At 64.3% G+C, this 16,849-nt stretch carries 19 protein-coding genes; 10 read left to right on the top strand and 9 right to left on the bottom strand.

Going from position 1 to position 16,849, the window contains the following annotated elements; all coding sequences use genetic code 11:
• Positions 1-181 precede the first annotated feature (181 nt).
• From DAAJ005_RS17200 to rdgB, 5 genes are all read left to right on the top strand, one after another.
• Positions 182-1,060 (top strand): hypothetical protein, encoded by an 879-nt coding sequence (locus DAAJ005_RS17200; protein ID WP_151848167.1) that lies wholly within the window; start codon positions 182-184, stop codon positions 1,058-1,060.
• Complete coding sequence (locus DAAJ005_RS17195) at positions 1,057-1,377, top strand: hypothetical protein (RefSeq protein WP_151848166.1); 321 nt, start codon at positions 1,057-1,059, stop codon at positions 1,375-1,377. The genes DAAJ005_RS17200 and DAAJ005_RS17195 overlap by 4 nt, the downstream gene beginning before the upstream one ends.
• 37 nt (positions 1,378-1,414) lie before the next feature.
• Positions 1,415-2,107 carry a hypothetical protein gene (locus DAAJ005_RS17190; RefSeq protein ID WP_151848165.1) on the top strand — a complete coding sequence of 231 codons (693 nt, stop codon included), beginning with the start codon at positions 1,415-1,417 and terminating at the stop codon, positions 2,105-2,107.
• Positions 2,108-2,206: 99 nt separating this feature from the next.
• Positions 2,207-2,896: a hypothetical protein gene (locus tag DAAJ005_RS17185; RefSeq protein WP_151848164.1), complete on the top strand. Its 690-nt coding sequence runs from the start codon at positions 2,207-2,209 to the stop codon at positions 2,894-2,896.
• 107 nt (positions 2,897-3,003) lie between these two features.
• Complete coding sequence (gene rdgB, locus DAAJ005_RS17180; protein WP_226342508.1) at positions 3,004-3,588, top strand: RdgB/HAM1 family non-canonical purine NTP pyrophosphatase; 585 nt, start codon at positions 3,004-3,006, stop codon at positions 3,586-3,588.
• Between the two features lie 7 nt (positions 3,589-3,595).
• Here the strand turns inward: rdgB and DAAJ005_RS17175 are convergent, their stop codons facing one another.
• Positions 3,596-4,012, bottom strand: a complete 417-nt coding sequence (locus DAAJ005_RS17175) for an OsmC family protein (RefSeq protein ID WP_151848163.1) — start codon at positions 4,010-4,012, stop codon at positions 3,596-3,598.
• Between the two features lie 256 nt (positions 4,013-4,268).
• Here DAAJ005_RS17175 and DAAJ005_RS17170 point away from each other — a divergent pair, with 256 nt between their 5' ends.
• Together DAAJ005_RS17170 and DAAJ005_RS17165 are read left to right on the top strand one after the other, a co-directional pair.
• Positions 4,269-5,420, top strand: coding sequence for a sorbosone dehydrogenase family protein (locus tag DAAJ005_RS17170; RefSeq protein WP_151848162.1), 1,152 nt, complete (start codon positions 4,269-4,271; stop codon positions 5,418-5,420).
• A 90-nt stretch (positions 5,421-5,510) separates the two neighbouring features.
• Positions 5,511-6,059, top strand: a complete 549-nt coding sequence (locus DAAJ005_RS17165; RefSeq protein ID WP_255448024.1) for a class I SAM-dependent methyltransferase — start codon at positions 5,511-5,513, stop codon at positions 6,057-6,059.
• 43 nt (positions 6,060-6,102) lie between these two features.
• On the opposite strand, the gene DAAJ005_RS17160 is transcribed toward DAAJ005_RS17165, so the two are convergent.
• The gene (locus tag DAAJ005_RS17160) at positions 6,103-6,411 is read right to left on the bottom strand and encodes a hypothetical protein (RefSeq protein WP_075830005.1); all 309 of its coding nucleotides are present in this window, start codon (positions 6,409-6,411) and stop codon (positions 6,103-6,105) included.
• 127 nt (positions 6,412-6,538) lie between these two features.
• Between DAAJ005_RS17160 and DAAJ005_RS17155 the strand changes: the two genes are divergently transcribed.
• The gene (locus DAAJ005_RS17155; protein ID WP_151848161.1) at positions 6,539-7,315 is read left to right on the top strand and encodes an exodeoxyribonuclease III; all 777 of its coding nucleotides are present in this window, start codon (positions 6,539-6,541) and stop codon (positions 7,313-7,315) included.
• A 4-nt stretch (positions 7,316-7,319) separates the two neighbouring features.
• On the opposite strand, the gene DAAJ005_RS17150 is transcribed toward DAAJ005_RS17155, so the two are convergent.
• Entirely contained in the window at positions 7,320-8,540 is a 1,221-nt protein-coding gene (locus DAAJ005_RS17150) for a benzoate/H(+) symporter BenE family transporter (RefSeq protein WP_151848160.1), read from the bottom strand.
• A gap of 105 nt (positions 8,541-8,645) precedes the next feature.
• Here DAAJ005_RS17150 and DAAJ005_RS17145 point away from each other — a divergent pair, with 105 nt between their 5' ends.
• The gene (locus DAAJ005_RS17145; RefSeq protein ID WP_151848159.1) at positions 8,646-10,055 is read left to right on the top strand and encodes a PLP-dependent aminotransferase family protein; all 1,410 of its coding nucleotides are present in this window, start codon (positions 8,646-8,648) and stop codon (positions 10,053-10,055) included.
• Between the two features lie 4 nt (positions 10,056-10,059).
• On the opposite strand, the gene DAAJ005_RS17140 is transcribed toward DAAJ005_RS17145, so the two are convergent.
• The 6 genes from DAAJ005_RS17140 to DAAJ005_RS17115 form a co-directional block, all read right to left on the bottom strand.
• Entirely contained in the window at positions 10,060-10,563 is a 504-nt protein-coding gene (locus DAAJ005_RS17140; RefSeq protein WP_151848158.1) for a YsnF/AvaK domain-containing protein, read from the bottom strand.
• Between the two features lie 88 nt (positions 10,564-10,651).
• Complete coding sequence (locus tag DAAJ005_RS17135; RefSeq protein ID WP_151848157.1) at positions 10,652-11,506, bottom strand: DUF2382 domain-containing protein; 855 nt, start codon at positions 11,504-11,506, stop codon at positions 10,652-10,654.
• Between the two features lie 388 nt (positions 11,507-11,894).
• Complete coding sequence (locus DAAJ005_RS17130; RefSeq protein ID WP_151848156.1) at positions 11,895-13,127, bottom strand: 2,3-bisphosphoglycerate-independent phosphoglycerate mutase; 1,233 nt, start codon at positions 13,125-13,127, stop codon at positions 11,895-11,897.
• Positions 13,128-13,539: 412 nt separating this feature from the next.
• Positions 13,540-14,205 (bottom strand): tRNA (guanosine(18)-2'-O)-methyltransferase TrmH, encoded by a 666-nt coding sequence (gene trmH, locus DAAJ005_RS17125; protein WP_151848155.1) that lies wholly within the window; start codon positions 14,203-14,205, stop codon positions 13,540-13,542.
• A 40-nt stretch (positions 14,206-14,245) separates the two neighbouring features.
• Positions 14,246-14,866, bottom strand: a complete 621-nt coding sequence (locus tag DAAJ005_RS17120) for an ASCH domain-containing protein (protein WP_151848154.1) — start codon at positions 14,864-14,866, stop codon at positions 14,246-14,248.
• 35 nt (positions 14,867-14,901) lie between these two features.
• Positions 14,902-15,951 (bottom strand): MBL fold metallo-hydrolase, encoded by a 1,050-nt coding sequence (locus tag DAAJ005_RS17115; protein WP_151848153.1) that lies wholly within the window; start codon positions 15,949-15,951, stop codon positions 14,902-14,904.
• 112 nt (positions 15,952-16,063) lie between these two features.
• Here DAAJ005_RS17115 and DAAJ005_RS17110 point away from each other — a divergent pair, with 112 nt between their 5' ends.
• On the top strand, positions 16,064-16,831 hold the full coding sequence (locus DAAJ005_RS17110) for an AIM24 family protein (protein WP_226342507.1): 768 nt from the start codon (positions 16,064-16,066) through the stop codon (positions 16,829-16,831).
• Positions 16,832-16,849: the final 18 nt, after the last annotated feature.

Here is a 16,849-nt window from a genome sequence, read left to right as displayed (position 1 = left end):
GATGATTGCAGAAGAAATAGGTGAATAGCAGATTGAGATTGCTATAGGCGTCAGAAACGGGCGAGTCTCATATCTCAATTCGTGTGCAGAACAGTAAAAATCCTATCTGCCAGAATCAGACATTAAACTCGATATTGACATTCTGATAAATTTGTGTTTCTATTCTCTCAAGGAGACGGATATGAATGAAAAGCAATCGCCCGCAGAGGACTTCCGTTCGCAGGTGCAGCGTCTGGTGGCCGAGGGCAAACTCACCGCCGAGGAAGCCGCTGGGCTGCTGGAAGGCACGCCCGCCGATGAGCAGGAAGCCGTGATGCCTGCCGCCCAGCAGGGCAGCGTCAGCGATATTCCCGCTGACCTGACGCTCAGGGTCAGCGGCTACACCCTGACCGTGCTGCACGACGCTTCGCTGGATGCGCCGCATCTGAGCGCCAACGAGGACGGCGTGTTGCGCCTGACCGGCACGCCGAAGGGCTGGCAGGTTCAGCGCGTGGATCACTCCAGAGGCCACTGGGGCAATGTCAAGGCCATCCTCTCGGTGCCGTTTATGCCCCGGCATGTGCGCGCTTCGGTGGAGGGCGGCAACCTGACCCTGCCCGATCTGGGCGGCGAGCTGTGGGCCGACGTGAACGGCGGCAACGTCCGCATGGGCCGCGCTGAAAGCCTGAAGGCCGAGGTCAACGGCGGCAACCTGACCGCCGCCGAGGTGAATGGCCCCACGCACCTGAACGTCAACGGCGGCAACCTCACGCTGAGCGGCGCGCACAGCCTGAACGCCAGCGTCAACGGCGGCAATCTCAAGTGGGCCGGGGTGCTGTCGGGCGGCGATCATCGGCTGGAAGTCAACGCCGGAAACGCCACCCTGCACCTGCTTCCGGGCAGCAGCCTTCGCGTGGACGCCGACGTGACCGTGGGCGCGTTCAAGGCCGATTTTCCCACCCGCAGGAGCGGCGGCTTCATGAACACGCAGCACGCCGGGGAACTGGGGGGCGGCGCGGCTTACCTGTCGTGCAAGGTGGCCGCCGGACAGGTCAAGCTGCTCACGGAGGATGTGAGATGAGCGCTTCTTCTTCCCCCCGCACGGTTTCGGCCCCTCTTACGGTCCGCTCCGGCAAGGGCTACCGCGTGATTCGCCGGGTTCGTCTATCCGCCGCCGAAGTGCCTGGGCCTGGGCTGTTCGGAAGATTCTGGCAGCGCTTGCAAGCCATGCTGCACGTCACGCCCGAGCGGTGGCACGCTTATCAGATGACCCGTCAGACGGGTTCGGACGGGGACGATCTGCGCGGCAGGGTGCTGATGTCAGGCGGGCGTGTGCTGATGGTGTCCTCGCCTGGGTCACACTCCAGCCGTCGCCCTCCGCAGAGTGACCTGCCATGACCGCTCAGACCAGACCCCCCACCCACAGGAGGACCCCATGAAAGAGAAAGTCAAACGTCTTCTCGATCTGGTCCGCGCGGGCCGCCTGAGCCTGGAGGACGCCGGGCCGCTGCTGGCCGCCCTGAGCGCCAAGCTGGCCCTGACCGACAGTGACCGCGAACTGATCGACTCGCTGCTCAAGCGTGACGAGCTGGATACCGGACAGGTGGCCGAACACCTGCTGCTGCTGCGCGGCGTGCGTGATGTGCCGCCCCCGCCTCCACGTCCACCCCAGCCCCCCGGAGGCTTCGGCAACCCACGTCCAGAGGACCAACGCGGCCCGCAATGGACCTGGGATTCTGGCAGCCGCTCACGCACAGGCCGAGGAGGAATAGAGGGCATGGTTGACCGGATTACCGATACTGTGGAGCGCGCTGTCGAGGGCGTGTTCGAGGGCAAGACACCCCAGTACGAGTCTCAGTATCAATATGGCAACTCGCGCTCCGGCTCGGCCCGCATCCTGCAAATTCGGGTGGAGTCCTCGGCGGGCGACGAGTACAGCGCCAACCTGCCGGTCAGCCTCGCGCCGCATCTGCACAAGTTGATTCCGCCGCACGGCATCCGCGCGCTGGAGAGTGCCGGATTCAGCCTGGAAACCCTGCAATTACTGATCGAATCGGACCCACCCCCCGGCGAACTGATCAGCGCCGAGGACAGCGCGGGCAACGAGGTCAGGATTTCTCTGAAGTGATGGAGCTGGAAGTATGGGCGCAAGGGTGCGAAAAGCCTTGCGCCCACAAACCGGCCTCTGACCCCCAGCCCCTGCCCGGCCATCTGCCACAATCGCGCCATGCCTGATGCCACTGCTGGAACGCGTTTCGCCGTCTATCTGTGTCCGCCTGCCGGATCGGCGCTGTACCAGGTGGGGTCCGAACTGCTGGGTTTTGATGTGCGCGCGGATCAGCCCGTCCCCCTTCCCGACTTCCTACCCCCCGAATGGCAAACCGACGCGGGGCCGTTCGGCTTTCATCTGACGGTGGTGGAGGGTTTTTCCACCGATCCGGCGTGGTGGCCCGCCATCGAGGCCGAGGCACGCGCCTGCGTGGCCTGCCTCTCGCCCGATACGGACCTGTCGCTGACGAATGGGCGCATCGACGTCTGGGACGACGGCGAAACGTGGGTGCTGCGCCTGGACCCTTCCCCGGCCTTGCTGGTGGCGCATACATTGCTGCTGGCCCGCCTCGCGCGCTTCGTGACTGCCTCGCCCTTTGCCGGGCAGGTGGCTCAGGGGTTGTACGCCAGACCGTTCGAGGGTGCGCGCATGTCACTGCTGCACACGCCGCGTGGGCTGGACACCTGGGAGCCGCATTTCACCCTGGTCCAGCCCTACGGCGGCCATGACCCGCAGGCGCTACGCCGCGCACTGGAGGAACGTCTCCGCCCTTTCACCACACAGAACTACACTTCTCTGACCCTGTTCGAGAAACCGGAGGGCCAGGAACGCTGGCGGGTGCGCGCCGAATTGCCGCTGGGCGACTGAGGCTGGGGGCTGGTGTTGTGGGAACTGGTGTTGGGGGGGACTGGTGGGGGGAGGGACCGGATTTCCGCACCTGCTGCTGTGCATTTCCCCGTACACTCTGGAGTGTGATGAGCAATGGCCTGATGCGAGTAACGGTGGCGACGGGAAACGCCGGAAAAGTGCGCGAGATCGAGGCGGCACTGGCCGATCTGAACTGGGATTTGCAGCCGGTGCAGGGCGTGCCCATGCCTGAGGAAACTGGGGCCACCTACGCCGAGAACGCCGCCCTGAAAGCCTGCACAGTGGCGCTGATGACCCGCACGACGGCGCTGGCCGACGACAGCGGCATTGAGGTAGAGGCCTTGAACGGCGAACCCGGCGTGTACAGCGCCCGTTTCGGGGGCCGCGACAGCGATCTGGAGCGCAATATGTACTTGCTGGAAAAGCTGCGCGGGCAGGCCAACCGCCGCGCCAGGTTCGTCTCGGTGGTGATCCTGGCCCACCCCAACGGACAGGTGGAATCGTACCGGGGAGAATTGTCCGGCACCCTGCTGGAAGGCCCGCGCGGCGACGGCGGCTTCGGCTACGATCCCCTGTTCGTCCCCGATGGCCAGACCCGCACCCTGGCCGAGATGAGCGTGGCCGAGAAGCAGGCCATCAGCCACCGGGGCAAGGCGCTCGCGGCCCTCAAGGCGGCCAAACGCGGAAGCTGAGGCCGAGTTAAGCCGTTTCCACCCGTGTCTCCACGCTGATCTCGCTGTTCAGGCTGGAGGCCACCGAGCAGTATTTCTCATGGCTCAGGTGCGCGGCCCGCTCCAGCGCCTCGGCGGTAATGCCCTCGCCGCCCGCGATGTGGCGCACGGTGATGTGGGTGTAGCGTTTGGGGTCCGTGTCGGCCCGCGTACCCTCTACCTCAATGCGGTAACTCGCCAGCGGCGTGCGGCGTTTTTTCATCACCTCCACCACGTCGTAGGCGGTGCAGGTCGCCAGCGCACCCAGCAGCGCTTCCATCGGGGAAACGCCGATCTTGGTCGCGCTGTTGTCGATCAGCAGTTGCTGCCCACTTTCGTTGACGCCCAGGTAGCGCTGCTCGCCCAGCCAGGTCACGTTCAGGGTTTTCTTCGGGGTAGAGGTCATGACAGAAGGCTAGAGCATCGGCGGCAGGCCAAATGAAATAGTCAGGACTGTGAAGTCCCGGACGGTCTTTTGGGCTGTGTTCTGTGTTGTTGGGCTGTTCTGCGGCGTTTAGCTGAAGTCCAGCAGGCTGCCTCCCGTCCTTCCTGTGTGCTTCTCTGCCGACGCTTGCGTGCCAACAACGTAAGCCCGCAGGCAGTCTCAGCCACGGTTTAACCAAGTGACCCCCTATTTTCATGTCGCCCGTGTCTCATGGGTCATGCTCTCCCACAACACGCGACGCGCATCCCTGCTGGGCGGCCTGCTGACCCTGGCCCTCGGCTCCTGCGCGGTGGTCCAGCGCCCCGACACCACCAAACCCAACGCCGGGCTGACCCTCCCGGCAGGCTTCCAGGCGGACCTGTACGCCCAAGATCTGGGCAAGCCGCGCCTGATGGCCTTTGCCCCGAACGGCGATCTGTTTGTGGCCGATGAGGGTAAGGACCCCGGCACCGGGCGTGTACTGGTGTTGTCGGACCGCGACAAAAACGGTGTTCTGGATGGCGCGCAGACCTACCTTTCGGCGCTGGATCAGCCGAACAGTCTGGTCTTTCACGGCGGCTACCTGTACGTCGCCAACACCGATGGCGTGATCCGCATGCCCTACAAGGACGGCGATCTGAAGCCGGAAGCCACGCCCGAGAAGATCATCAATCTGGAAGCCGGGGAGCGGCACCATTCGCGCACCATCGTCTTCGGGCCGGACGGCAAACTGTACGTGGCGATGGGCAGCACCTGTAATGTCTGTGAGGAAGAAAATGCCCAGCGCGCCACCGTCTGGGTCTACGACGCCGATGGTAAGAATGGCCGCCCCTTCGCCACGGGCCTGCGAAACGCCGTGGGTCTGGAGTGGTCGGGCGATACCCTGTACGCCACTGCCAACGGGCGCGATATGGCTGGAAGCGACAATCCGCCCGAATCCTTCTTCCGAGTGATGGACGGCAAGAACTACGGCTGGCCGTACTGCTATCCGGTAGCCGCCGGTGAGGCCCAGATCTGGGACAAGGATTTTGGGAAGAAGACCCCGGCAGTCTGCGAGGCGGCTCAGCCGTCCTTTGCCACCACCACCGCCCACGCTGCGCCGCTGGGCATGGCGTTTTACACGGGTAAGGTCTTTCCCGCCGAGTACCAGGGCAAGATGTTCGTGGCCCTGCACGGCTCGTGGAACCGCCCGCAGAAGAGCGGTTACAGCGTGATCACCGTGGACCCCAAAACAGGGGAGACGAAGGACTTCATGACCGGCTTTCTGGGTGCGCTGGGCCTGTCCACTTCGGGCCGCCCCGCCGACGTGCAGGTGGCCCCGGACGGCGCGCTGTTCGTCACCGACGACGGCAACGGCGTGATGTACCGGGTCACCTACAAGCAGCCCTGAGCCTTGCCTTCCGAATCCAGGCTGGCGCAGCGGGACGCTTTGCTTTCCCGCCTGACTGGCGTGGGGTGGCCGCATCAGCCTTTGTTGGAAGTGCTGACCCTTCCCCCCAATACCGATCTGCTGGACATCGGTGCGGGGGAGGGGGCGCTGGTTCGGGAGTGGCGGCAGCACTCAACGGGGCGCGGAGAGGGCATCGATCCCGGCTCCGGCGCGGGGATTCATCGTGGTGTGGCCGAAGCCCTGCCGTACATGGCCGGGGCCTTTGACGTGGCTTTGCTGGTGCGGACGCTGGCGCACCTGCCGGACGCCGGGGCAGCGTTGCGCGAGGCGTGGCGGGTGCTGCGTCCGGGTGGGCAACTGGTGCTGGCGACCCACGATGCGGATCATCTGCGGGCAACATGGCACGCGCTGGGCCGCCCAGCCGATGATGGCGGGCCAGAGCAGAATCTACGGGCCGCCCTGATACAGGCTGGACACACGGCCCTGCGGCTGGACGTGCGCGTCCCCATCAGGGTCACGGCGGCGGACGCGCGGGAACTGGTGGGAACTTATGGCCTGAGCATCGGCGTCAATGAACATCGCTTTCCTGTGCAGGACACCGCACATCTGGCCGTCTACGTCGCATACAAAACGGGTTGAGGGCCAGCCCGAAGACCAGCCCCCAGTTTTCTGAGTCCAGAACCTACTTGTCGAACTTGGCGTATCCGGCAGCGCTGCGGCGTTGTGCCCCGCGCGCGTAATCCATCTGCATTTCCACCGTTTCGTGCTTGCCCTCGGTGAAGGTAGAGTCGTGAATCCAGTAGTTGAGCCTGTCCTCGCCCAGTTGCACCCACAGCTTATGTTCGTCGTCGGTGTCGCGCCAGAAGGCGACGTGTTCAAAGCCGTTGCCCTGCGCCCACTTCCTGATATCGCCCAGCACGCGGGCCGCCTTGGGGTGGGTCATCTGGAATTCCTGACCGTCGGCTTCGTTGAGAAATTTAATGTCGGCCATAGTGCCTGTAGCGTACCCGAAACGGGGGAGCAGCAGGGCTGAGTTGGATCAACATGTCTTGACAGTTTGATTTGAGCAGCGGACTTGTTTTTGGAAGGGCAAAAGTCCGGCGCTATCCTCGGCCCTGATGACAGTTCCGACTTCCCCTCTGAAAGTCACCACCCTGAACGCCAACGGCATTCGCAGCGCCATGCGCAAAGGATTGGCCGACTGGGCGGCGCACGAGGCCCCGGACGTTCTTCTGCTTCAGGAAGTGCGCGCCCCGCCCATGCCTGATGCCCTGGCCCACCTGGGCTATCAGAGCGCGTGGTTTCCAGCGCAGAAGGCGGGGTACAGCGGCGTGGCGATCCTGGCAAAGCAGCCGCTGGAAGACGTGCGCGTGGGCATGGGGCACGACGAGATGGACGCCGAGGGCCGCGTGCTGAGTGCCCGGATTGGCGGCGTGCGTTATGTCAGCGTGTACCTGCCCAGCGGCAGCAGCGGCGAGGCCAGGCAGGGCTTCAAGGACCGCGTGCTGGGCGAATTTCAGGACTTCGCAAGCGGGCTGATGGCGGAGAGCGAACCCGTGATCATCGGCGGCGACTACAACGTGGCCCACCGCGAGATCGACATCAAAAACTGGCGTAGCAACCAGAAAAACAGCGGCTTTTTGCCCCACGAGCGCGAGTGGATGACCGCCCATCTGGCCTCGGGCCTGACCGACACCCACCGCGCCACGCTGGGAAGTGCAGCCGAATATACGTGGTGGAGCAACCGCGCCGGGGCCTACGCCAACAACGTCGGCTGGCGCATTGATTACCTGCTGTCGGCGGGTGTGGATCTGGGCAATGTGCGGGTGGACCGCGAGGCGAAACTGAGTGACCACGCGCCCCTCAGTGGGTGGCTCGGGACAGCTCAGGGCTGAGGACTTATTTCGCTGCCTGCACCGTCTTCCCCACACCCCGCCGCTCTGCCGCGTACACCGCCAGCCCGGCCAGGATGCCCCAGAACGCCGCCCCGATGCCCAGCGGCGTGATGCCGCTCAGCGTGACCAGAATAATGATCGGGGCGGCCAGACTGCCGGATTGTCCCTGGAACGCGCCTTGAAGGCTGCTGCCCATCGCGCCCAGCAGGGCGATTCCGGCCAGGGCCGCCAGTGCCTCGGCGGGCAGGATGCCCATCAGATGCACGAAGGTTCCAGCAAACAGGCCAAAGCAGATGTTGATGCCCCCGGCCCAGATGGCGGCGGTGTAGCGCTTCTGTGCGTCCGGGTGCGCCTCCGGGCCGCTGACGATGTTGGCCAGCAGCGCGCCTAGTGTCAGGTTGTGGCAGCCCACGAAGGCCGCGCCCAAACTGGCGACACCGCAGGTCCGCAGTACCGGCCCCGGCGCGGGTTCGTAGCCGTTGGTCTTCAGCACGCCAAAACCCGGTACAAATTGCCCGGTGAACGCCAGCAGCGTCAGCGGCAGCGCCAGATTGATCGTGGCGTGCAGGCTGAAGATGGGCAGCACAAACTGTGGCTGCGTCAGCGCAAAACTGATCGGTGCGGGATGCCATAGCCCCAGGCCCGCGCTGGCCCCCACGCCCACCACCAGCACGGCGGCCACCGCCCAGCGCGGCGAAATCTGCCGGATTAAAAAGTAGGCCACGATCATGGCCCCCACCAGCGCGGGCTGCACGCCGAACGCCTGCGCCGCCTTGAAGCCGAAGGGCAGCAGAATCGCGGCGTTCAGCGCGGCGGCCAGATGCGGTGGAATGGCCCCCAGCGCCCGCGTCAGCGGTTTGAAAGTGCCCAGAATGAAGACCAGCACGGCGGATGTAACGAACGCCCCCACCGCCTCCGCGAAGGGAATGCCGGGCAGCGCCGTGACCAGAAAGGCGATGCCGGGGGTGGACCACGTACTCAAAATGGGCATCCGGGTTCGCAGGCTCAGGAAGATGCCCGCCAGCCCGGTGAAAATGGCGTGTGCCCACAGCCACGACATGGCGGTGGCGTCGCTGAGGTGCGCGGCCTGAGCCACGCTGTAGACCAGCACGTTTGGCCCGGCCCAGCCGATGATCACGGCGATCAGTCCGGCCAGCACGGCGCTGGACTGGGTGTCCTGCCAGAAGTTGCGAGGAGCGGGGGAAGCCAGTACGGGCGCGGTCATGGGAGCGATTCTGCGCTGTCATTGGACTGCTGTCGAGGAGCAATGGTCTGAGAATTGGACTGCTTGTCTATATTCTATCCACAAATGGACTGCTAAGCTGAACCAATGGATGCCCCCCGCTGGTCTGCGTTGCTCACTGGCTGGAGGGCCGGGAACGGGCCGCTGTATGACCTGCTGGCCGAGGCCATGCGCGCAGGTATTCGCAACGGTCAACTCTCGCCCGCCGAACCGTTGCCAGCAGAGCGGGCGCTGGCAGGATTGCTGGGCATCAGCCGCAGCACGGTGGTGGCCGCCTATGACCTGCTGGAGGGCGGCGGCTGGATCACCCGCAAGCGCGGCAGTGGCACGCGGGTGGCGGCTGGTGCGCCGCGTGGAGCGAACGTGCTGGCCCTGCGGACACCGTCCGTCTTGGCCCAGGGTGGAAAGGAATTCGATTTCACCATCGCTGTTCCACTGCTGCATGATGCCCAGCGCCAAAAGATGCGCGAGGCCGCCCTGGACGCCTTTGAAGAGTCGCTGTATTACCCACTGGGCCTGCCCGATCTCCGTGCCCTGCTGGCCGAAATCTACACGCAGGGGGGCCTGCCCACCACGCCGGAAATGGTTCTGATCACCAGCGGCGCGCAGGGGGCCATTTCGCTGCTTGCAAATGTCTTTCTGCGCCCCCGTGACCGGGTTCTGCTGGAAACCCCCACTTATTTCGGGGCCATCGACGCCTTCCGCGCGGTTGGGGCCGAGACGGTGGGCGTGCCTGTTACGGTGCAGGGAGTGGAGGCTGAGGCTTTCGCCCAGGCCGTGCAACAGCATTCGCCACGTCTAGCCTTCCTGACCCCCACGTTTCAGAATCCCACGGGAACAGTGATGCCTGAGCGGGCCAGACAAAGGATCGCTGTCACCATTGCAGACGCCAATCTGCCCACCATCGAGGACGACACCCTGATCGATCTTGGCTTTGAGGTGGAAGCCCCGCCGCGTATCGCCACCTTCGCCCCCGATGCGCCGATTTTCAATGTCGGCTCGCTGAGCAAGCTGTACTGGGCGGGGCTGCGGGTGGGCTGGGTGCGCGTGCCAGTGGCGCACGCGGGGCCGGTGGGGCAGGCCCGGACGCTCTCCGATTTTGGCAGCAGCTTACCGGGGCAGCACATCGCCCTGAAACTGCTTCAGGACCTGCCCCGGCTGCGGCAACAGCGGCGCGAAGCCGTGACCGTCGCCCGTGATCTGCTGACAGAATTGCTATGCCTGCACCTGCCCGAATGGCGGTTCACCGTGCCGGGCGGTGGGCAGTTCCTGTGGGTGGAGTTGCCCACCCGCCAGACCAGCGCCTTTACCCTCTGCGCGGCGCGGTACGGTGTGCGGCTGTTCCCCGGCGCGTCAATGGGTGTGGACACCCTGCCCGACAGCTTTCTGCGTCTGCCCTTCACGCTGGACCCGGCCCGGTTGCCCGAAGCAGTGCTGCGCCTGAAGGCCGCCTGGGACGAGTTTCAATTGCGCCAGGGACGGGAGCGGCTGGCCTGAACGGCTAGAGCTTCTGCTCTCCGGCGGGTTGCTCGAAGACCTGCACGTCGCCCTCTGGGTTGACCACCAGTTCCTCGCGGGCCAGCGTGGCATCGAAGGTGCGGGTCTCGATCACCTGCCGTTTGCCGATGCTGACCTGCTCGCGGACCACCACGCGCTTCTCGATCCGGGCTTCCTCGCGGTAGACCAAAACCTCGCGCCGTTCGCCGGGGGCCAGCGGTGTGCCGTCCAGGGTAATCATGTGGCCGCCGTCCGCCGCACCGGTTCCCAGGTGTTCGATGATCAGCACCTCGGTCACCAGTTCCACGGGCATCTGTACGGTCTCGCGCCGGACCTCGCGGGTGAAGGCGACGCTGCCCGCCACTTCCCGCTCTTTCTCGATGATCAGGCGTTCCTCGCGCAGTTCGATCACGCCCTGAAGCTGGACGCCCTGAATCTGCGTGGTCCGGGTTTCCAGCTCAGTCCCGGTCAGCGGCTCATTTGATTTGTCCTTGCTTGGGTCCGTCATTTCAGCTCCTGCCTGTCTGGGAGAACATATTTGAAAAAAAAGCAGGGCGACCTCCCTTGAGAAGTCGCCCTGCCCCTGAGCCTTGAGATCAGACCTTGCGGTTCGTGTCGTCCATCATCGGCTTGCCGTCGGCGTCCAGACGCACGTCGCCGCTCTTGGTCACTTCCAGCACCTCGCGGCCCACGGTCTCGGTCACGGTCTGCGAGTCGGTGACTTCGCGCTTGCCCACCGTGACTTCCTCGGTCACGAACGCCTGCTTGCTCACGTTGGCGCGCTCGGCTTCCAGATCAATGCGCATGGTCTTGGAATCGGCACCCAGCACTGCGCCTTCCACAGCCTGCGCGTCGGTGACGGCGTGACGCTCAATGACCACTTCTTCACGCGCCAGATCCACGTTCACATTTTCCTGATGGGTTTCGACGCGCTTGCCGACTTCCACGCTGCCCGCCACGAAACGGTCCTTGTTGACCACCAAGCGCTCTTCCAGGAGGCGCAGTTTGTCGGGGGTCTGGTACATGGCGTCGTCTTCGCGGTAGCCGGCCCTGGCGGCGTACCTGCTCTCGTCGACCTGCATATCGGTGTTGGCGGCGCGCAGCACCCGCTCATCGGACATCTGGGCGTCGGTGTCGTACTCCTCACCCATGCGGTACTCGCGCATGTCGCCGACTTGCTCTTTGGTCAGGTTGGTGAAATGCACTTCATCGCCCTCGAAGGTGGACATGCCCACGGGCACCACGACTTCCTTGCTGGAGAACCAGCCGCCCACGTCCACCAGCAGGAAGCGGATCTTGCCGGTTTCGGGTTCGGCCAACGCGCCGCGAATGGTGCCGATCTTCTCGCCATTCATGCCGTAGGCGGTCTGGCCGGTGGGATCGTAGAATTCGGTGCCGAGAACGTCGGAGTGCTGGGCAGTGATATCGGACAGGGGCATTAAACGGGCCATGTGAATCTCCTTTGTGGGGGTGCCGCCTGATGGCGGCTGGACTTTCGGTAAACGGTCAGGCGACGGGGCGCAGTGCTGCCATTTCTGGCTGTCATTTCTGACGGTATTGCTCTGTGACCTGTCTTCCGTTCGTGGTGCCCATGCTGCCGCAGCGACCCGGAAGAACAATGGCAGCCAGCTAAAGGCCGCCCTGGACAACTCTTTACGCAATCCTGAGAGGATTCGCATGGCCGTAACACCCGCTCCAGAGGCGTCTACGCGGTTTTGTGCCCTGACAACATGGCAAAAGGGCGGCAGGACATTCTCATCCACCGCCCTCGCCGCATTTATCCGCTCTCACACAGGCTTAAGCTGCTGCCCAGAGATCAAATTCAGATGAGCTTCCGCCTCAGGCACCGTACTTGTTCAGCTTCAACGCATTGGCCATCAGGATCGGCATCAGGTCCGGGCCGCGCCGCAGCCCCAGGCTGCCTTTCTGGGCCTCTTCCTCGGTGTAGCGCGCGGTCAGGTCCTTGCGTCCGTGATCGCTGCGGACCAGCACCGGGACCGGGTGCCACGAGTGGCTGGACAGCTTGCTGGGCGTGCTGTGATCGCCGACGATGCACAGCACGTCCGGCTTCAGCGCCAGGATGTCGGGCAGTAGGGCGTCGAACAACTCGATCTTCTTGACCTTGGCCTTAAAATCGCCGTCCTCGCCCGTGCTGTCGGTCTTCTTGACGTGGAAGAAGAAGAAATCGTGTTTGTCCCAGTTGTCGCGCAGCACCTGCACCTTGCCGTCCAGCGCGTCTTCCTCGCCGGGCACGTCCAGCACCTCCATGCCCACCAGACTGGCCAGTCCCTTGTACATGGGGTAGGAGGCGATGCAGGCGGCGTCCAGTTGATACACGTCCGCGAAGCTGGGGAAGTGCGGCACGTCGCTGTAACCCCGGAACAGCACGCCGTTGACCTGTGCGTCGTCCTTCAGCGCCGTCTCGGCCCGCTCCACGAAGGCGTTGACCAGCCCGGCTGACTTGACGCTGGCGTCGTCGTGCGCCTCGGCCCTCAGCGGCTGCACCCCGGTGTCCTGCGGGTCCACGTCACCGATATTCGCGCCCAGCACCTCACCGTTCTGCGCCCGGAAGACCACCACGAAACGGTGTTCGGATTCGGTGTAGATCTCGACGGGCACGCCATCGATCTCGGGGATGGCGGCTTTGAGCTGTGCCACCACTTCCGCGTTCTTCTCGTTGCTGGGGCGGCCCGCGCGGCGGTCTTCCACGATGCGGCCCGCGCCCAGCGTGGCGAAGTTGCCGCGCACCGCCACGTCGCCCTTATTCAACTTGACGCCGATGCCCACGGCGCTCAGCGCACCGCGTCCCACCACGTAGTCCAGCGGATCGTAACCGAACAGGCTCAGGTGGCCGGGGCCGCTGCCAGGGGTGATGCCCGCGCCCACCAGTTCCACCTGCCCCAGTTGCGACTGGGCGGCCAGCGCATCCAGATTGGGCGTTTTTGCCGTTGCCAGTTCGGTCTCGCCGTTCAGTTCCAGCGGCAGCCCGCCGACACCGTCCAGCACCACCATTACGATCTTGCTCTCGGTCTTCTTGGACAGCCCACGGATCGTCTGCAACAGGTCACTCATGGCAAACAGTGTACGTCGGACACTAACTGGGTGGCAGGTGAAAGTTAGAGGACGTCGAAGCCGGAAGCGGGGTTGCTGGTCCACTACTTTTACCGGGCAGGGAGAAGTTCGTTTTAGAATTTCAGTGGCGTTTCGGCTGTCTGGCAGGACAGCAGATTACATTCTGCCGCCGATAACGCCAAAAAGAAGAGGAGCTAAAAGCAGCGCTCGCCGTCCCTGGCGAAACGGCAACCGAAGGCCATCGGGCGCGAAGCGGACGGGCCGCACTTATCGTCGTGCAGCAGGACCACCGAACAGGAACGCTGCCGCCACTCCCGCCCACCACGCCCATAGACTCGTGCCCAGTGCAACGCTTGCTCCCCCTGCCCCCCTGGGGGAGTGGGCTGGGGGGTGGGGCTGCCCGAACACAACCTCAACCCAGAATTTGCCCGTCACCATCCAAAGCCGGATACGCTTCCCCCCGCTCCCGGTACTTTGGGGCCAGTTCCGGGTAGCCCCACTCGAAGGCCAGCCGTGCCAGCTCCTCCGGCGAAAGCTGAGGCGTGTCGTACAGCCCCGCCGCCAGCCGCTGCCGCTGGGCCTCAAACAGAATGGTGGCCGCCGCCACCGAGACGTTCAGACTCTGCACCATGCCGAACATGGGGATGATGATGTTGCCGTCTGCCGCGTCCGCCGCCGCGTCTGCCACGCCCCATTTCTCCGCGCCCAGCAGGACGCAGGTGGGGCGGGTGTAGTCGGCCTCACTGTAGTCCACGCTGCGCTGCGACAGGTGGGTGGCCAGCACCTGCACGCCCTGCCCCTGCAATTCGCGCACGGTTTCCAGCGTGTCCGCGTGCGTCTGCACCCGCACCCATTTGTGGGCGCTGCCGCTGGTGGCCTCAAAGGTATTGCCCTCGAAGTCCAGTGGTTTGCCGTTGCCCGGCGGGACGGCGTGGGCGGTGAGAACCCCCACCGCGTCGCAGGTGCGGACGATGGCCGAGAGGTTGTGGGGCTTGTTGACCTGATCCATCAACACGGTCAGGGTGGGCTGGCGTTTGCTCAGCACCCGCAGAATCTTGGCGTAGCGCTCGGGGGTCATAACACCGCAGAGTAGCGCGGGGGCGTCAGGCCGGGGCAATTCAAGTCGGGGCTTGCAGCGCCGCCTGAATTTCCTCTACTGGCACGTTGAAGATGCTGGCCGCGCCCTTGTATGGAATGGGCTGGGAGAAGCGCCGGGGGTAGGCCAGCAGCCATTCAAATTCCTCATTTTCCTCGTCCCACAGGCAATCCACCACATCCACGATGCCCACCAGCGCCGCGTAAGGCAGCGTGTCTGGCGCGATATCCGCGTCATCAAAGGCGTCTGGCCCTGCTCTGGTGTCAGAGGCATGCAGCAGCAGTGGCCCCGGCTCCTTAACCTGCCACGAGCGGTATTCAATGTTCTTCTCACCGCGCAGAATCTGTTCCACGAAGGGCTGGCGGATGCTCAGGGCGCGGATGGATTCGGCACTGAGGTCCAGCGGTTCGGGCGCGGGGGGCGGCGTGAAGGAGCGGTAGCCATCGACGTCTCTATAAATCACGTAAATCGTCGCCACACTGAAACCGTTGGCGTTGAGTGCGTCGTTGACGGTATCCATCTGCTTGTCGGTCAGTGGGCGCTCGCCGAAATAGCCGCCCATCGTTCCGGCATCCAACTCCACGCGCCCGCTTTCCTCCAGATCTTCCAGCAACCGCTCCAGCCCTTCTTTCACTCGCGTCATTCTGCCCCCTATTTTGACCGTGATGTGAAGTCAGTTTACGGCTGAGCCGCCCGCACAAATAAAGCCGCCCCATCCTCCCGCCGCGTTTCCAGCAGATCGCCCCGCGCCGCCAGATACTCCGCCAGCGCCGCCGTCTGGTCCAGCAGCAGGATGGCCTGAACCGCCCGCAAACGTGGATTCAATACGTGGGTCAGGTCATGAATGGTAATCGGTGCGGCGGCAGCGTCCAGCACGGCGTGCAATTTGTCGTCGTAGCGGTCCCGGAGGTTCTGGATACGCCCTTTCCAGTTGTGCATGGGGCCGTCGTGTCCACCCAGCGCCACAGTTACGCCTTCTAATTCCTCAATGCGGTCCAGCGATTTCAGATAATGCCCCAGCCCTGCGCCCCGCTGGAACCGCTCCGGCATCAGCGGCGGCGAGTTGCGCGGCAACAGATGATCGGCACTCAGCAGCAGGTCATCCACGCGCAGGCAGACCTGTGAACCCTCGTGGCCGGGCGTGTGGATGACAGTAAATACATCGTCCAGCACGTCGCCGTCATGTAAGACCGTCTGAACTTCAACCGCTTCCGGCAGCATGGTGTTGCGGGCGCGGCGGCGCAGGCGTTCGGCGTACTCGCCCTCAGTGCCGTCTCCGGTCAGGCCCAGCCAGTGGATGTGGTCTTCCATCTCGGCCTGCCGCTTTGCCGGATCGCCAGCCGGATTTTGCATGGTGGGAACGGCCCACTCGTGCGTGGCGACAGGTGCGTCTGTCTGACTGCGGACGAACGGCAGTCCTGCCACATGGTCCGGGTGCGGATGCGTGATGACCACGCGGCTGAGGGTCTCCCAACCCACCGCCTCGCCGTACTCAGTGCGAATGGCTTCTAGCCCAGCTTCCAGCGCGGCGGTGCTGGCCTCGTGGCTGCCTCCGGTGTCTATCAGCGCGGCGTATTCGGGCATGGCAGCGTCGCCCCTCACCACTACAAACACGTTGGCGACAAAGTGCGGGAAGGCGGGCACGGTCAGCGTATAGACCCGCGTGCCGCTGGACGTGATGTGGCGGGCGGCCACCGCCGGGGGAGAGGTGGGAACGGGCGCGTTCATGTCCGCACCCTAGCGTCTCCTATTGCCTCTGACAGGTCAGTTCCAGACGGTCCATCTGCGGAGCGGGCCGCCTCCCACATTCCAAAATAGAGATTTGTATTACACTTGAAACATGACCCATATGCAGCTTGTGCAGGAGCAAAAAGGCGACGGATTGACGTTTCGCGTCCATGCGCTGACCCATGTGATTCGCTACTCGGCGTCCAGTAGCGGAGAACTGGATGAGACCCGCCAGATGGACGGGCGCTTCACCGTGGAGGCCCAGCTTCACGGCTCCGGCGTTCTCATTGAGCCGGGGGCGTTCCAGTACAGCCACGGCAACATTCAGGCCAAGGTGGAGCAGCAGGCCAAGGGCGGTTTCCTGAGCCGGGCCATCGCCACCGCAGGCACCGGAGAGAGCGCCTTCGCCACGCGCTTTACCGGACAAGGTAAGGTCTGGACCGAGCCGACGCGCAAGCACTTCATCATCGCGGAATCCAGCGGCGCGAAGGGCGACGACATGATTCTGGACGACAAGGCGTTCTACATGGCCCAGGACACCATGCAACTGGGCACGCACACGCACAACTCCATTGCCGGGGCGCTGTCGGGCAACGGGCTGCGCCAGCCCAAGCTGTCGGGCAAGGGCATCTTCGTAGTGGAATCCCCGGTTCCAGTCTCGGAAGTGGAAGTGATTGAACTCAGCGGCAGCGACAGCCTGATCGTGGACGGCGATCTGATGCTGATGTACAGCGCCTCGCTGAACGTGGAATTGCGCCCGCTGGTGCGCGGCCTCCGCAACGCCCTGCGAAGCGGCGAGGGTCTGGTGTTCATGATCAGCGGACAGGGCACCGTGTTCCTGACGCCCACCCACAGCAACCTCTCGGCGGCGTCGCTGTAAGCCACGGCCCAGGCGACA

Source organism: Deinococcus sp. AJ005 (assembly GCF_009017495.1).
Taxonomy (GTDB): domain Bacteria; phylum Deinococcota; class Deinococci; order Deinococcales; family Deinococcaceae; genus Deinococcus.
The sequence above is the reverse complement of the archived record's forward strand: the minus strand, read 5'-3'. Positions and strand labels throughout refer to the sequence as shown.

What these genes read in the sequence shown, in the direction of transcription:
- rdgB (WP_226342508.1), top strand. Translation starts at nt 3,004, where the DNA reads ATGAGCAATGGCCTGATGCGAGTAACGGTGGCGACGGGAAACGCCGGA.
- DAAJ005_RS17110 (WP_226342507.1), top strand. Translation starts at nt 16,064, where the DNA reads ATGACCCATATGCAGCTTGTGCAGGAGCAAAAAGGCGACGGATTGACG.
- DAAJ005_RS17135 (WP_151848157.1), bottom strand. Translation starts at nt 11,506, where the DNA reads ATGGCCCGTTTAATGCCCCTGTCCGATATCACTGCCCAGCACTCCGAC.
- DAAJ005_RS17115 (WP_151848153.1), bottom strand. Translation starts at nt 15,951, where the DNA reads ATGAACGCGCCCGTTCCCACCTCTCCCCCGGCGGTGGCCGCCCGCCAC.
- DAAJ005_RS17160 (WP_075830005.1), bottom strand. Translation starts at nt 6,411, where the DNA reads ATGGCCGACATTAAATTTCTCAACGAAGCCGACGGTCAGGAATTCCAG.
- DAAJ005_RS17140 (WP_151848158.1), bottom strand. Translation starts at nt 10,563, where the DNA reads ATGACGGACCCAAGCAAGGACAAATCAAATGAGCCGCTGACCGGGACT.
- DAAJ005_RS17200 (WP_151848167.1), top strand. Translation starts at nt 182, where the DNA reads ATGAATGAAAAGCAATCGCCCGCAGAGGACTTCCGTTCGCAGGTGCAG.
- DAAJ005_RS17130 (WP_151848156.1), bottom strand. Translation starts at nt 13,127, where the DNA reads ATGAGTGACCTGTTGCAGACGATCCGTGGGCTGTCCAAGAAGACCGAG.
- DAAJ005_RS17170 (WP_151848162.1), top strand. Translation starts at nt 4,269, where the DNA reads ATGCTCTCCCACAACACGCGACGCGCATCCCTGCTGGGCGGCCTGCTG.
- DAAJ005_RS17145 (WP_151848159.1), top strand. Translation starts at nt 8,646, where the DNA reads ATGGATGCCCCCCGCTGGTCTGCGTTGCTCACTGGCTGGAGGGCCGGG.
- trmH (WP_151848155.1), bottom strand. Translation starts at nt 14,205, where the DNA reads ATGACCCCCGAGCGCTACGCCAAGATTCTGCGGGTGCTGAGCAAACGC.
- DAAJ005_RS17190 (WP_151848165.1), top strand. Translation starts at nt 1,415, where the DNA reads ATGAAAGAGAAAGTCAAACGTCTTCTCGATCTGGTCCGCGCGGGCCGC.
- DAAJ005_RS17150 (WP_151848160.1), bottom strand. Translation starts at nt 8,540, where the DNA reads ATGACCGCGCCCGTACTGGCTTCCCCCGCTCCTCGCAACTTCTGGCAG.
- DAAJ005_RS17195 (WP_151848166.1), top strand. Translation starts at nt 1,057, where the DNA reads ATGAGCGCTTCTTCTTCCCCCCGCACGGTTTCGGCCCCTCTTACGGTC.
- DAAJ005_RS17185 (WP_151848164.1), top strand. Translation starts at nt 2,207, where the DNA reads ATGCCTGATGCCACTGCTGGAACGCGTTTCGCCGTCTATCTGTGTCCG.
- DAAJ005_RS17175 (WP_151848163.1), bottom strand. Translation starts at nt 4,012, where the DNA reads ATGACCTCTACCCCGAAGAAAACCCTGAACGTGACCTGGCTGGGCGAG.
- DAAJ005_RS17120 (WP_151848154.1), bottom strand. Translation starts at nt 14,866, where the DNA reads ATGACGCGAGTGAAAGAAGGGCTGGAGCGGTTGCTGGAAGATCTGGAG.
- DAAJ005_RS17155 (WP_151848161.1), top strand. Translation starts at nt 6,539, where the DNA reads ATGACAGTTCCGACTTCCCCTCTGAAAGTCACCACCCTGAACGCCAAC.